We start from the raw sequence: 13699 nt of genomic DNA, 5'->3' as shown, positions 1-13699 counted from the left end.
GCGCTTTCCTGCGCACACGGCAAGACCGGGGTTGGGCGTCCTGCCCAACCCGCCCGAGGCATGCCTCGGGCCCATGCGGCTCACGCCCCCGCAACCGGACCCACGCCGCCTTCGACAGATTTCCACGATCTGCCGGAACGGCTTGAGCTGCTCTTGGTGGGTGTCGACCTTGGTCGACACGTTTGGGTCGGCTCGGGGTCGGATCCCGTTGCTTCGCAACGGGCTCTGACCCCCGTGCGTAGATAGCGTGGTCTGTTCGATTCATTGATTCCTGATGCGTGACTGGCTCCCCGGAACCTGGCTCGACACCAGGCCGCGGGCGGCGGTCATCGCAATGACATGTGGCCCCGGTACGGTTTGAGCCCGCTTGCTGGTCGCGCGCGGGCCGGGCTTCCGGTCGTGGTGCGCGTCCACTGCAGCTGCTGTCGCTGCCGAGGGTCATGTGTTCTACGTCAGGGGGCTGAATGGACACCATGCGGTCAGAACTTGGAAGGTGGCCATCGCCGCATGGCTGCTGCTGTCCTTTGCCGCTGCCGCGCAGGATGGTGTTCATGCCTACGACATCCCCGCGCAGCCGCTGGAACAGGCGGTCGAGCGCTTCAGCGTCATCAGCGGGTGGTCGGTGATGTACCCGGGCGATCTTGCCGCGGGCCGCAGCAGCCATGCGCTGCGCGCCAGCCTGCCGCCGCTGCCCGCACTGCGGATGCTCTTGCAGGACTCCGGTATCGAGGCCGAGGTTATCGGCGAGCAGCGCGTGGTGCTGCGCCGGGGCATGTCCTCCGTCGCCGAACCCGTTGTTGGCGTCGATCTTCCCGATACCGAGCGTCGGCGTCGCTACGGCGGGCTGCAGCAGCGCCTGCGTGCGGTGTTCTGTGACGACCCGGAGATCGCGCCCGGCCGCTATGCCGCGACGCTGCGCTTCCGCATCGACGGCGCGGGTCAGGTGAGCCGGCCCGAGCTGCTGTCCGGCAGTGGCAGTGATCGCCGCGATGCACGCCTGCTGCAGGCGATGCAGGGCCTGGTGCTGGCGACCGAGGCCGCCGCGCTGCCACAGCCGGTAACACTGCAGATCCGTCCTTCCGGCACCGACCACGACTGTGGCCGGCGTGCGCCCCTTCCATGACTTCAAGGATTCGAACATGAGCAACGGTACGGCTGGGGCAGTTGACCTGATGGAGCACCTTCTGGGCGCCTACGATGAGCTGAAGCGCCGGCTGGTGCGCAAGCTGGGCTCGGAAGAGCTGGCCGGCGACGCGCTGCAGGACACCTGGATGCGCCTGAGCGCGCGCCGTGACCGCCTGGACGCCGTGCAGAACCCCGCGGCCTACCTGCTGCGCATGGCGATGAACACCGTGATCGACCGCCAACGTGCAGACCACCGCCTGCTGAGCCTGGAGGAGGTGGATACGCTGATGGACATGGCCGACCCGGCACCGGGCCCGGCGCAGGCGGCCGAACTGGACTTCGCGCTGCAAGACATGGTCGGCCTGCTGCAACGCATGCCCGAGCGCCGGCGCCGCATCCTGCTGGCAATCCGCGTCGATGGCCTGCAGCAGCGCGACGTGGCCGAGCATCTCGGCGTGTCGCTGCGGCTGGTGCAGCGTGAGCTGAAGGCGGCCCAGGACTACCTGGCCGAGCGCAGCGGGCAGGGGCGCCAGGTGCGGTTCTGAGCGACGGCATCCGTCTACACTTTGACGCCGAGCAGAACCCCGCAGCGTGCGGGTCCGGCATGAGCCCCCATGGATCCTGACGATCGCCCGCAACGCCCGCTGGATGCCGTCGAGCGTCAGGCCCACGCGTGGGTGGTGCGGCTGACCTCGGGCGAGGCGACCGCCGCAGACGGGCGCAGGTTCCGCGCGTGGTGCGAGGCCGATCCCCGTCATCGTGAAGCGTTCGGCCGTGCGCGCCGGCAATGGGAGCAGGTACGGCTGGCCGGCGAGCAGCTGCCCGCGGCCACGCGCCAACCGGTCGCGCCGACGCCAGCCCAGCGCTGGAGTCGCCGTGCCTTCCTCGGTGCCGCGATTGCCGCCCCGGCCAGCCTGGCAGTGGTGGCGGCGATCCGCCCGCCGCTGGGGCTGTGGCCTTCGGTGACAGCCATGGCGGCCGATTTCCACACCGGCACCGGTGAACGTCTGCAGATCGCGCCCTCGCCACAGCTGAAGATCGAACTGGATACGCAGAGCAGCCTGCGCCGCCGCGCGGACGCGCAGGGCGAAGGCTTCGAGCTGGTGCAGGGCCAGGCCGCGATCGAGACCCGGCCGGGCCTGCACCTGGCGTTGTTCGCGGGCCCGGGCTGCGTGATTGCCGATGAGGGCGCGGTGCGCCTGGACGTACGCAACACCCAGGGGCAGGTGCGCGTTACCTGCCTGCAGGGCAGCGCCCGCATCGAGCACCCGCAGGGCCGCCTGCAGCTGCAGGCGGGCCAGCAGACCCGCTATGACGAGCGCCTCAGTGGCGTGGTGGCCGAGGCTGTGGCCTCGGAAGTGAGTGCCTGGACCGAAGGCATGCTGGTGTTCCGTCGCGCACCGCTGCGCGAGGTGGTCGAGGAGATCAACCGTTACCGCCGCGGCAAGGTATTGCTGGGCGAATCGGCCTTGGCGCGTGCCCCGGTCAGCGGCCGGTTCCGCATCGATGACCCGGATGCGGCGCTTGAGCAGCTGCGGCTGACGATGTCGCTGGATCTGCGTCGGTTTCCGGGTGGCATTGCCGTCCTTGGATAGATGAAGACGCTGGCCGTGCGCACCGTGCAGGGCTGTTGCAAGCAAGGAGAAGCCAAGGATGCGCAACGAGACCATCGGTGTGCTGGATCTGCGTCGCAATCTGTCGGCGCTGCTGGAAACCACACAGCGACGGCCCTTGATGGTGCATCGCTATGGCTCGCCATGGGTGTGCGTGGTGTCCGATGCGCAGTGGCAGCAACAGGCAGTGCTGCTGGACTTTGATCCGCAGTCGCACCCGTTGGCGATGCTGCTGCGCCTGCAGCAACAGGCACTCCCCCTGTCTGAAGCCGGTGCATTGTCACCTGCGGCCCTCGCGCGTGCGCTGTTGTTGACGGGGATGCACGGCCTTGACGATCTGGCGCAGCTGCACGAGCAGGTGCTGCACCATCGGCTGTGGCACTGGTTCGTGGCGGGCACCCACGGCGTGATGGACGGCTGGCAACTGCCTGCGTTGCGTGTTGCGATGGCGTCATGGGGCGACGACGTGGACATGACCGATGCGCTGGTCGCGTTCGCCGCGCGCAGCGACGTGGCGACACTGGCACGCCGTTGTGGTGGCGAAGCGCCGCGACTGGAGCGCGAAGCCTGCAGCCGGATGACGCTGCGATGACGTTGCCGATGAAGCGCCACGCAGTGCACAGAGCTGCATGCGCGCTGTCGCTTCACCTGCCTTGCTGACGTCTTCTCCAGAGTACGACGCACCACGCGTCGCGGAGCACGGGCGGCGCCGATGGCAGACAGTCGCAGGATCAGCATGCTGGAGCTGGATCGTCACCTCAGCCAGTCACTGGAGCAGGCACGGCATACGCCATTGAATGTGCACCGTTACGGGCACTCCTGGGTCTGGGTGCTGTCCAGTGACGCCTGGGCGGATGCGGCGCGCTGGGCGGCACTGGATGGTAGTGCGCACCCACTGGTGGCGCTGCGAAGAGCCCTCGACCTGCAGCTGCGGCCCTGGCCCGAGGCGGCCATGAGCGCGCTGCCGCTTGACGCAGGCGATGCCCGGCTGCTGCAACGCGCGGCCCTGCTGGTGGTCGTGCGCGATCTGAAAAGTGCCCAGCGCGTGTACGACGACCTGCGCTATCACCAGGCCTATCGGATGTTCATCGGCCTGGATCATGGAACAGCGTGGTCGCCGATGCAGTGCGTGCGCCTGCTGCAGGCCTGCGCGCACCCGTTGCTGCGCGGCTGCATCGACGATGCGCTGGCCGGCGTGCCGCAGCACCTGTTCGAGTCTGCATGTGCCCCGGCTGCACGTGTTGCGCCTGCACAGGCACACGCGCAGCGGATTTCCGGCGGATGTTTATCGTACTGACACATGCACCGCTGACCATGGCGCAGCGGTCTCTTCCAGGATGACGAGGGCGGAACAATGGCAAGGCAGGTTCGTGGTCGCAGGGCTCGGCAGCAGGGTTTCAGCCTGATCGAGATCATGGTGGTGGTGGTGATCATCGGCATCCTCGCCGCATTGATCGTGCCGCGGTTGATGGACCGTCCCGACCAGGCGCGCGTAGTGGCGGCGCGCCAGGACATCGCCGCATTGATGCAGGCGTTGAAACTGTTCAAGCTGGACAACGGACGCTATCCCAGTGCCGAGCAGGGCCTGCAGGCACTGGTGAAGCCACCGCAGGGCGGTGGCGCGATGCCGGTCACGCCCTATCTGGATCGCCTGCCCAATGACCCGTGGGGCCATCCGTACCAGTATCAGATACCAGGCACCCACGGCGACATCGATGTGTTCTCGCTGGGTGCGGACAGCAAGCCCGGTGGCGACGCCGGGAACGCGGACATCGGCTCCTGGCAGCTGTGAGGCAGGCCGATGTCAGCCCGGATGCGTTCTGTTTCGAGTGTCCGTCAACGTGGCATGGCGGTGATCGTTGCCCTGCTGGTGGTGGCGCTGGTGGCGGTGATTGCCACGGCACTGCTGACCCGGCAGTCGGCCCAGCTGCGTGCGCTGCGTGGCGACCAGCTGCGCGCACAGGTGCGCATGGCCGTGGACGCAACGCTGGAGCGTGCGGCGCAGCAGCTGCGAGAGGATGTGCGCGAGCAGTTGACCACGGTGCGTGGCGGGCGCTGGGCGCGTCCTTTGCAGCTGCAGGCACCGTTACCGGTGCAGCTGCAGCTGGTCGATGCCCAGTCGATGTTCAACCTGCGCAATCTGCTGGCCCATGGTCAGGTGGACCCGGAGGCGCGACGCGCCTTCGTTGCGTTGTGCACCGGGCAGGGATTGGGGCAGGGTGCCTGTGCCTCCGCGGCGGACCATATCCAGGCACGCCTGCGCGATGGCGACATCCAGGCGCAGGCGCCGCTGCCGCGTGACGCCATGATCGAGCAGGCCCTTCCCGGCGCCGATCCGGTGGCACTGCAGGCGCTGGCACGGCGGACCGTGGTGCTGCCGGCGCAGACCCTGGTCAATGCCAATACCAGTGACATCAGCGTGCTGCAGGCCGTCGTACCCAGTGTAGAACCGGCGCGCCTGCGGGCGCTGCTCGGTGAACGTGACGGCGGCCAATGGCTGCTGAACCGCGGCGACATCGCCCATCGACTCCAACTGAGCGACGCACAGATGGCCGTAGTGCCGCTTGGCATCCATAGCGAATGGTTCCTCGCCCTCGGCCAGGTGCAGGCCGAGGGCAGTACGGTCGACTTCCGCGCGCTGATCTGGCGCGAGTACCGCGACGACAGCGTGCGTGTGCAGCGCGTATGGACGAGGATCGGTGCATGAGCGTGCAGCTGAGGGTGCGCCTGCCGCCACTGGAATACCTGCGCGCCGACAGCGAGGTCGAGTGGGCGCTGCTGCACAAGGGGGGCATGCAGGCCCACGGCCGCGAAGCGTTGGCTGTGCTGGGGCGCCGCCATCCACAGGCCGGGGTGCTGGCCTGCCTCGATCCCCAGGATCTGATCCTGCTGGAACTGCAGCTGCCGCCGCTGTCCGGGCGCCGCCTGCAGTCGGCGCTGCAGGGTGAGGTGGAGGCGATGCTGCTGGATGACCTGCAGGAGGTGGCGCTGGCCCACGGTGCGCAGGCGGCAGACGGCACGGTTCCGGTGGCCTGGCTCGGCCAGCAGGCGATAGTGCAGGCGCAGCAGCTGCTGGCTTCGTGTGCCCTGCGGCTGCAGGCACTGTATCCGACGCCGCTGCTGCTGCCCTGGCAGGACGGCCATGCCACGCTGCAGGTCAGCGGCGAGCACCTGCTGGTACGCAGCGGGCGCGATCGGGCTTTCGTTCAATGGTATGGCGGACGTGACGCCTGTGCGGTGATGCAGGCGCTGGCCGTGCGCCTGCAACAGGCCGGCGTGCAGGCCGTGCAGTGGATCGATAGTGTGCCGCAGACGTGGCCGGACAGCCTGCCGGCCACCGCCGTCACGCATGAACAGCAGGCCTGTGGCCCCTTGCCAGGCTGGTCATTGCCGCTGCCCGGCGCAGGCCGGCAAGCACCGCGACTGGCGATCGGCCTGGCACTTGCAGCAGTGCTGCTGGCTGCACTCGGCCTGCAGCTGCAGGTCTCGCGTTGGCGGATCGAGGGTGAAGCGCTGCAGCAGGACATGGCACGGCAGTTCAGCGCGCGCTTCCCGGAGATCACCGATGTGGTGGACCCGGTGTTGCAGGCGAGGCGAGCACTTGCAGTGCCACCGCCGGCGCCGCCATTGCCGGTGCTGCAGCGTCAGGTTGCCAGCACGCTGCAGGCGGTCCCGGAGCTGGCAGGGCAGGTGCGCAGCCTGCATTACCAACCCGGGCAGCTGGACATGGAGCTGGATGCCGATGCCCAGGCATTGGCCGACGATCCGCAGCGGCTTGAGCACTGGCAGCAGGCGGTGCAGGCACAGGGCCTGCAACTGGCGCGCGAAGCTGGTGGACACCTGCGGGTGAGCGGAGCTGGACAGTGACGACCCGCACCCTACGGCTGGGCGAGGGGCTGGCGGGCCTGCAGCTGCGCTGGCAACGCCTGCCACCGCGCGACCGGCTGATGCTGTGGGTGATGGTGGTGGCGCTGCTGGTGGCGGGTCTGTGGTCGTTGTGGCTGGAGCCCCTGCTGAAGCAGCGTACGCACTGGCAGGCCGAGCTACCCCGGCTGCAGGCGCAGTCCCGCCTACTGGCACCGCTGCTGCGCGCCCGCGAGCGCCAGCAGCAGGCGCAGGGCCAGCACCCGACACTGGCCGGGCTGCGCGATGGCATCAGGACCGCCGGCCTTGCCGACGGCCTGCATATCGAAGCGCGCGACGGGCGCTGGCACCTGCAGGTGCAGGCGGTGCCCGCCGACGCGCTATGGAACTGGCTGCTGCCGCTGCTGGCCGACCCGGCCATCGAACTGAAGCAGCTGCAACTGACACGCACAGGGGATGCGAACATGCCGGCGGCACGGATTTCCGGAAACATCGTGATGGCGCTCAACGTGGGTGCCCATCCATGAGGGCGATGCGCAGCCTTGCCTGCAGTACCGCACTGGCCCTGATCGTGTGCACGGCCCACGCACCGGCGCCGGTACTGGCGCAGGACACCCGCGACGAGCCGGTGCAGTTGAACCTGGTGGATACCGATATCGGCGGCGTGCTGCGCATGGCCGCGCGCTTCACCGGGCGCCAGTTCCTGGTCGACCCACGGGTGACCGGCAAGATGACGGTGGTTTCCGATGGCCCGGTCAGTCGTACCCAGGCCTACCAGTTGCTGCTCGGTGCACTGCGCATGCGTGGCTTCGCGGTGGTCGAGAACGGCGGCGTCAGCCGGGTGGTGCCGCAGGCCGATGCCAAGCTGTTGGGAGGGCGCGTCGGCACCGGTGGTGCCGGCGGTGAGGTGGCCACGCGCACCTTCGCGCTGCGCTACGAGAACGCGGCCGCGCTGGTGGCGGTGCTGCGACCGATGATCAGCCCCGACAATCCGATCACCGCCAATCCGGGCAACAACACCCTGGTGATCACCGACTACGCCGACAACCTGGAGCGCATCGCGCGGGTGATCGCCAGCGTGGATACACCGGCCGGCATGGACACCGACGTGGTGAAGCTGCAGCAGGGCATTGCCGTTGACGTCGCGGCGATGGTCGCGCCGCTGCTGGATGCGCAGGGCACCGAGCCCACCCAGAAGGTGGTGGTGATGGCTGACCCGCGCAGCAACAGCGTGCTGCTGCGGTCGAGCAGCCCCGGGCGCACCCGCCTGGCGCGGCAGCTGGTGGAGAAGCTGGACCGTGCCCAGGATGAATCCGGCAACCTGCATGTGGTCTACCTGCGCAATGCCCAGGCCAACCAGCTGGCCGGTGTGCTGCGAGGCGTGGTGGCCGGGCAGAGCGATGCACCGGCAATGGGCAGCAACGAAGGCATCACACCACTGCCCGGCGACGCCAACCGTTCCACCCCCGCGCAGCCGTCGCAGCCGCAGCAGGCCAAGACCGGAGGCAATGCGCTGGAATCACAGCGTCTGGACCCGAGCCGCCGTGACCCGATCGATGCGGGAAGCACCGGCTTCAGCCAGAACGGCATTTCGGTACAGGCGGACGTGGCCACCAACACGCTGCTGATCTCGGCACCGGAGCCGGTGTACCGCAACCTGCGGCGGGTGATCGACCAGCTCGACCAGCGCCGTGCGCAGGTGCTGGTCGAGAGCCTGATCGTGGAGGTCAACCAGACCGATGCGGCCGAGCTGGGCGTGCAGTGGATGCTGGGCAACGGGCGAACCTTCGGCGGCACCCACTTCGGTGGGGCCACCGGCGGCAGCGGGCTGAGCACCACCGCGCGCACCACCCTGGACGTGCTGCCCAAGGACGGCCTGAAGATCGGCGTGATCGACGGCACCATCAACCTGCCCGGTGTCGGCCAGATCCTCAACATGAAAGCGCTGGCCAACGCACTGCAGAGCAAGGGCGGTGCCAACATCCTGTCCACGCCGAACCTGATGACGCTGGACAACGAGGCGGCCAGCATCATGGTCGGCCAGACCGTACCGTTCGTCAGCGGCCGCTACGTGACCGACGGTGGCGGTGGCAGCAACAATCCGTTCCAGACCATCGTGCGCGAGGACGTGGGCCTGAAGCTGCGGGTGCGCCCGCAGATTTCCGAAGGTGGCACGGTGAAACTGGACATCTACCAGGAAGTCAGCAGCATCGACGCGCAGAGTGCCAACAGTGCCGCCGGCATCATCACCAACAAGCGTGCACTGGATACCAGCGTGCTGCTGGACGATGGCCAGATCATGGTCCTGGGTGGCCTGCTGGAGGACAACGTCAGCCACGGTCGTGACGCGGTGCCGGGCCTGGGCAGGATTCCGGTGCTGGGGGCGCTGTTCCGCAGTGATACGCGCAAGCGTTCCAAGACCAACCTGATGGTGTTCCTGCGCCCGCACGTGGTGCGCGATCCCGCCGCCGGCCAGCGCCTGACCCGCGACCGCTATGACTACATGCGCAACGCGCAGGCCGGCGCGCAGCCCGTACAGAGCTGGGCATTGCCGGCGTTGTCCGCACCGCAGCTGCCGCCGCAGGATCTGTCTGTGCTCGGCCAGGGCAATGCGCGCGATGGACAGGGCCAGCCGCTGCAGAACACCAGCCTGGCGGCGTTGTATCCGGCCGGTGAGGGCGATGCCCAGCTGGTGCAGTTCGCACAGGGACTGGACCCGGCGCGTGCCAGCCAGGGCGTGGCGCAGGTGCGGGCACTGGGCCTGCAGGCCTATGCCGAAGCGACGCCGGGCGAGAGTGGGCAGCGCCTGCGCGTGCGATTGCCGCGCGATCCGGCAACGCTGGACCCGGCACTGCAGCAGCTGCGCGGGCTGGGCTACACGCCGGAACTGGTGATCGGGCCGTGAGCACCGCCGCACCGCTGCCGTACGCCTGGGTGCGCAGCCATGGCGTGATGCTGTCCGAAGCGGGCGGCGAGCCCGTGTTGCTGGGCACCGCCGACACCGCGGCGTGGGCCGTGGCCGAGCTGCGCCGCCGGCATGGACCGCTGCCGTTCCAGGCACTGGATGCCGCGACCTGGCAGCAGCGGTTGGGTGAGCAGTACCGTGACGGCGGTGATGCCGCTGCCGTGGTCGGTGCCGCCGAAAGCGAGGTCGATCTGGACCGGCTGATGCAGGACATGCCGGAGGTCACCGATCTGCTGGATGCACAGGACGATGCACCGGTGATCCGCATGATCAATGCACTGCTGGCACAGGCTGCACGCGATGGCGCCAGCGACCTGCACATCGAACCGTTCGAGACTCATTCGGTGGTGCGCTACCGGGTGGACGGCACGCTGCGCGACATGGTGCAGCCACGGCGCGCACTGCACGCCGCGCTGGTATCGCGCATCAAGATCATGGCGCACCTGGATATTGCCGAGAAGCGCCTGCCGCAGGACGGGCGCATCGCGATCCGCGTGGGCGGGAGGCCGCTGGATATCCGCGTCTCCACGGTGCCGACCGGGCATGGCGAGCGTGCTGTGCTGCGCTTGCTGGAAAAGGATGCCGGTCGCCTGCAACTGCAGCGCCTGGGCATGGCCGATGACACACTGGCCACGTTCACCGGATTGATCCGGCAGCCGCACGGCATCGTGCTGGTCACCGGGCCGACCGGCAGCGGCAAGACCACGTCGCTGTACGCCGCACTGGGCCAGCTCGACAGCAGCACCAGCAACATCCTCACCGTGGAAGACCCGGTGGAGTACGACTTCGCCGGCATCGGCCAGATCCAGGTCAACGCGCGCATCGGCATGAGCTTTGGCACCGCGCTGCGCGCGATCCTGCGCCAGGATCCGGACACCATCATGATCGGCGAGATCCGCGACCTGGAAACCGCACAGATCGCCGTGCAGTCGTCGCTGACCGGGCATGGCGTGCTGGCGTCGCTGCATACCAACGATGCGATCTCGGCGGTGACCCGCCTGGCCGACATGGGCGTGGAGCCGTTCCTGCTGGCGTCCTCGTTGCGTGGTGTGCTGGCGCAGCGGCTGGTTCGGCGGCTGTGTACACAGTGCCGGCGTGCCGAGGTGGATGGCGAGGGTCGCACCGTATGGCGCGCGGTGGGCTGCGCAGCCTGCGCCAACAGCGGCTACCGGGGGCGAACCGGCATCCATGAGCTGTTCGTGGTCGACGACCGGGTACGTGCGTTGATCCATGAAGGGCAGGGTGAGCCCGCGCTGCGCGAGGCCGCACGGCGCGCCGGCATGCGGACGTTGCGGCAGGATGGCCAGCGTTGGGTCGACAGCGGGGTAACCACGCTGGAAGAGATCCTGCGCGTCACCGGCGACGATTGAGGCCTGCATGGCACTGTTTGACTACCAGGCTGCCAACGCGCAGGGCCGCATCGAGAAGGGCCAATTGGATGCTGACAGCCCGCGCGGTGCGCGCCAGCTGCTGCGTGGTCGCGGGCTGACACCGGTGCAGGTGAGTGCGGCGCGCAGTGCGGGCAGTGGCTGGGGCGCCCGCCGGCTGTCTGCCAGCGAGCTGGCCTGGGCCACGCGTCAGCTGGCCAGCCTGCTGGCTGCCAGCCTGCCGTTGGAAGGCGCATTGAGCGCGGTGATCGAGCAGGCCGAGCGCCCGCACGTGGCCCAGGCACTCACTGCGGTACGCGCCGACGTGCGTGCCGGCCAGCGACTGACCGTGGCGCTGGCAGCGCGGCCACGCGATTTTCCACCGATCTATCGGGCGCTGGTGGGTGCAGGTGAAGACTCCGGCGACCTCGCACGGGTGATGGAGCGCCTGGCCGACTACATCGAAGAGCGCAATGCGCTGCAGGCCAAGGTACTGACCGCCTTCATCTACCCGGCGGCGATCAGCCTGGTGTCGGTGGCGATCGTGATCTTCCTGCTCAGCTACGTGGTGCCGCAGGTGGTGACCGCGTTCGTGCAGGCACGCCAGACGCTGCCGATGCTCACGCAGGTGATGCTGGCCGCCAGCGCGTTCGTGCGCAGCTGGGGCATGTGGATGGGGCTCGGTATCGCTGCGCTGGTGGTGGCCTGGCGGTTGGCCCTGCGCAAGCCCGAGCTGCGCCTGCGATGGGACGCGATGCTCCTGCGGGTGCCGATGGTCGGGCGATTCGTGCTGGGTGTGAACAGTGCGCGCTTCGCCTCGACACTGGCGATCCTGCTGGATGCCGGTGTGCCGCTGCTGCGTGCACTGGAGGCGGCGCGGCAGACCCTGGGCAATGCGCTGCTGGCGCGCTGTGCCGACGATGTGTCCGCGCGCGTGCGCGAAGGTGCCGCGCTTGGCTCTGCGCTGAAGGTGCAGAAGGTGTATCCGCCGATCCTGGTGCATCTGGTGGCCAGTGGCGAGAAGACCGGTTCGCTGGCACCGCTGCTGGATCGCGCCGCACAGACGATCTCGCGCGAGCTCGAGCGTCGCGCGATGGCACTGACTGCGTTGCTGGAGCCGACCATGATCCTGGTGATGGGCGGCGTAGTGCTGACGATCGTGCTGGCGGTGCTGATGCCGATCATGGAAATGAATCAGCTGGTGCAGTAGATCCACGCCATGCGTGGATGGATCAACCGACGCGCACCCTGGGCGGCGCATCCACGCATGGCGTGGATCTACTGAGACCTGGATTTCTCCACACAATCCTCCATACCTTTTTTCGATCTTCCACAGGTTTCTTAAGCGGCCTGTCATCGGCACGGACCAGCATGGACACGTCGCCGCAGAGTGGGCTGGGAGGCCCTCGGCGGCAGCAGGCGTGTAGTGACCGTTCCTCCCTTGGCGTTTCCCTTCGCAGTAAACCCTTCAGGAGAAGATCATGAACAAGTACAAGACCCTGGCCGCGCTGGTTGCCACCGCGCTGCTGGCCACCGCCGGTGCCGCTTCGGCGCAGACTGTCACCGGCGGTGGCGCTTCGCTGCCGGCCGACCTGTACAAGGGCAAGCCGGACAGCATCCTGCCGGCCAGCTTCAGCTACGCCGTGACCGGCTCGGGCACCGGCAAGAAGGCCTTCCTTGAAAACAACTCGGCGCTGTTCCAGGCGACCGGCACCGTGCATTTCGCCGGTAGCGACTCGGTGCTGAGCGGCACCGAACTGACCACCTACAACACCACCTACAACGTTGCTGGCGATGCCAACCGTTACGGCGCGCTGATCCAGGTGCCGTCGGTCGCGACCTCCGTCACCGTTCCGTTCAACAAGGCCGGTGGCGCCCTGAACCTGAACGTGACCCAGATCTGCGGCGTGTTCTCGGGCAAGATCACCAAGTGGGAAGACATTGCCGGGTCGGGCCGTAGCGGTGACCTCGTTGTCGTCTACCGCGACGAAAGCAGCGGCACCAGCGAACTGCTGACCCGCTTCCTGACCACCGCCTGCACCAAGGCCGACGTCGAAGGCACCACCCTGAAGCAGGTTGCCTGGGCAACGGGCGAAACCGCCGCTCCGAAGTTCGCGGTGCAGTCGACCTTCAAGAACCTGTTCGTCAACAACACCGCGCCGGCCAACTTCATCCCGGCCAGCGCCACCGGCGGCAGCGCGCTGTACAGCACCGTGCAGGCTGCCGTGGGCCGCATCGGCTACGTCAGCCCGGACGCCATCCCGGCTGCCGACAACACCGAAGCTGCTCGCCAGGCTGCCCTGAGCGATGCGACCAAGGTCGCCAAGGTGAAGGGCTATTCGCCGAACGAAGTGGACGTGCAGGCTACCCTGGAATCCGCAGCTCCGCCGTCCGGTGCCGACGCCAGCGACCCGGCCAAGTGGGTGCCGGTGTTCGGCAATCCGGCCAATGGCTACCCGATCGCCGGTTACACCAACCTGGTGTTCGGCCAGTGCTACAAGGCCACCGCGGTTGCCAACAGCCTGCGTGGTTTCCTGATGAACCACTACAACGCCGGCACCAACGGCACCAACGATGCCGCCGTCCGTGCCCACGGCTTCATCCCGCTGACCAAGACCTGGCGTGAAGCCATCCGTGCCCGCTTCGTGCTGGCCGGCAACGCTGCAGCGCTGAACAACCCGAGCACCTGCGCCAACATCGGTCGCCCGCTGTAATCGCGACCGCTTGCTGATATCTGTTTGACCCGACGCCGGCCCTTTGGGCCG

13 protein-coding genes are annotated in these 13699 nt (G+C 68.2%); all 13 read left to right on the top strand.

Going from position 1 to position 13699, the window contains the following annotated elements; genetic code table 11:
- The first annotated feature begins 442 nt into the window (after window positions 1-442).
- Window positions 443-1123: an STN domain-containing protein gene (locus ACZK4H_RS12200; RefSeq protein WP_099553470.1), complete on the top strand. Its 681-nt coding sequence runs from the start codon at window positions 443-445 to the stop codon at window positions 1121-1123.
- 16 nt (window positions 1124-1139) lie between these two features.
- Window positions 1140-1670: an RNA polymerase sigma factor gene (locus ACZK4H_RS12195; protein ID WP_099553513.1), complete on the top strand. Its 531-nt coding sequence runs from the start codon at window positions 1140-1142 to the stop codon at window positions 1668-1670.
- Window positions 1671-1739: 69 nt separating this feature from the next.
- Window positions 1740-2720 carry a FecR family protein gene (locus tag ACZK4H_RS12190; protein ID WP_099553473.1) on the top strand — a complete coding sequence of 327 codons (981 nt, stop codon included), beginning with the start codon at window positions 1740-1742 and terminating at the stop codon, window positions 2718-2720.
- A gap of 58 nt (window positions 2721-2778) precedes the next feature.
- Complete coding sequence (locus tag ACZK4H_RS12185; RefSeq protein WP_099553474.1) at window positions 2779-3330, top strand: hypothetical protein; 552 nt, start codon at window positions 2779-2781, stop codon at window positions 3328-3330.
- Between the two features lie 144 nt (window positions 3331-3474).
- The gene (locus tag ACZK4H_RS12180; RefSeq protein ID WP_239503792.1) at window positions 3475-4035 is read left to right on the top strand and encodes a hypothetical protein; all 561 of its coding nucleotides are present in this window, start codon (window positions 3475-3477) and stop codon (window positions 4033-4035) included.
- Between the two features lie 57 nt (window positions 4036-4092).
- Entirely contained in the window at window positions 4093-4530 is a 438-nt protein-coding gene (gene gspG / locus ACZK4H_RS12175; protein WP_005409890.1) for a type II secretion system major pseudopilin GspG, read from the top strand.
- A 9-nt stretch (window positions 4531-4539) separates the two neighbouring features.
- Window positions 4540-5445, top strand: coding sequence for a type II secretion system minor pseudopilin GspK (gspK, locus tag ACZK4H_RS12170; RefSeq protein WP_478472976.1), 906 nt, complete (start codon window positions 4540-4542; stop codon window positions 5443-5445).
- Window positions 5442-6605 (top strand): type II secretion system protein GspL, encoded by a 1164-nt coding sequence (gene gspL / locus ACZK4H_RS12165; protein ID WP_099553480.1) that lies wholly within the window; start codon window positions 5442-5444, stop codon window positions 6603-6605. Before gspK ends, gspL begins: the two co-directional genes overlap by 4 nt.
- Entirely contained in the window at window positions 6602-7129 is a 528-nt protein-coding gene (gspM, locus tag ACZK4H_RS12160; RefSeq protein WP_099553482.1) for a type II secretion system protein GspM, read from the top strand. The genes gspL and gspM overlap by 4 nt, the downstream gene beginning before the upstream one ends.
- On the top strand, window positions 7126-9507 hold the full coding sequence (gene gspD, locus ACZK4H_RS12155) for a type II secretion system secretin GspD (RefSeq protein WP_099553484.1): 2382 nt from the start codon (window positions 7126-7128) through the stop codon (window positions 9505-9507). Before gspM ends, gspD begins: the two co-directional genes overlap by 4 nt.
- Window positions 9504-10937 (top strand): type II secretion system ATPase GspE, encoded by a 1434-nt coding sequence (gspE, locus tag ACZK4H_RS12150; RefSeq protein ID WP_099553486.1) that lies wholly within the window; start codon window positions 9504-9506, stop codon window positions 10935-10937. The genes gspD and gspE overlap by 4 nt, the downstream gene beginning before the upstream one ends.
- A 7-nt stretch (window positions 10938-10944) precedes the next feature.
- Complete coding sequence (gene gspF, locus ACZK4H_RS12145; protein WP_099553488.1) at window positions 10945-12144, top strand: type II secretion system inner membrane protein GspF; 1200 nt, start codon at window positions 10945-10947, stop codon at window positions 12142-12144.
- A gap of 271 nt (window positions 12145-12415) precedes the next feature.
- The gene (locus ACZK4H_RS12140) at window positions 12416-13648 is read left to right on the top strand and encodes a substrate-binding domain-containing protein (protein ID WP_099553491.1); all 1233 of its coding nucleotides are present in this window, start codon (window positions 12416-12418) and stop codon (window positions 13646-13648) included.
- Window positions 13649-13699: the final 51 nt, after the last annotated feature.

Source organism: Stenotrophomonas sp. 78350_Sma, from assembly GCF_056482105.1.
Note: the sequence above shows the minus strand (reverse complement) of the source record. Positions and strands in the feature narration are given on the sequence as shown.

Excerpts from the sequence above, each read along its gene's own strand:
- gspK (WP_478472976.1), top strand. The coding sequence starts at position 4,540 with ATGTCAGCCCGGATGCGTTCTGTTTCGAGTGTCCGTCAACGTGGCATG.
- ACZK4H_RS12180 (WP_239503792.1), top strand. The coding sequence starts at position 3,475 with ATGCTGGAGCTGGATCGTCACCTCAGCCAGTCACTGGAGCAGGCACGG.
- gspF (WP_099553488.1), top strand. The coding sequence starts at position 10,945 with ATGGCACTGTTTGACTACCAGGCTGCCAACGCGCAGGGCCGCATCGAG.
- ACZK4H_RS12140 (WP_099553491.1), top strand. The coding sequence starts at position 12,416 with ATGAACAAGTACAAGACCCTGGCCGCGCTGGTTGCCACCGCGCTGCTG.
- gspL (WP_099553480.1), top strand. The coding sequence starts at position 5,442 with ATGAGCGTGCAGCTGAGGGTGCGCCTGCCGCCACTGGAATACCTGCGC.
- ACZK4H_RS12185 (WP_099553474.1), top strand. The coding sequence starts at position 2,779 with ATGCGCAACGAGACCATCGGTGTGCTGGATCTGCGTCGCAATCTGTCG.
- ACZK4H_RS12195 (WP_099553513.1), top strand. The coding sequence starts at position 1,140 with ATGAGCAACGGTACGGCTGGGGCAGTTGACCTGATGGAGCACCTTCTG.
- ACZK4H_RS12190 (WP_099553473.1), top strand. The coding sequence starts at position 1,740 with ATGGATCCTGACGATCGCCCGCAACGCCCGCTGGATGCCGTCGAGCGT.
- gspG (WP_005409890.1), top strand. The coding sequence starts at position 4,093 with ATGGCAAGGCAGGTTCGTGGTCGCAGGGCTCGGCAGCAGGGTTTCAGC.
- gspD (WP_099553484.1), top strand. The coding sequence starts at position 7,126 with ATGAGGGCGATGCGCAGCCTTGCCTGCAGTACCGCACTGGCCCTGATC.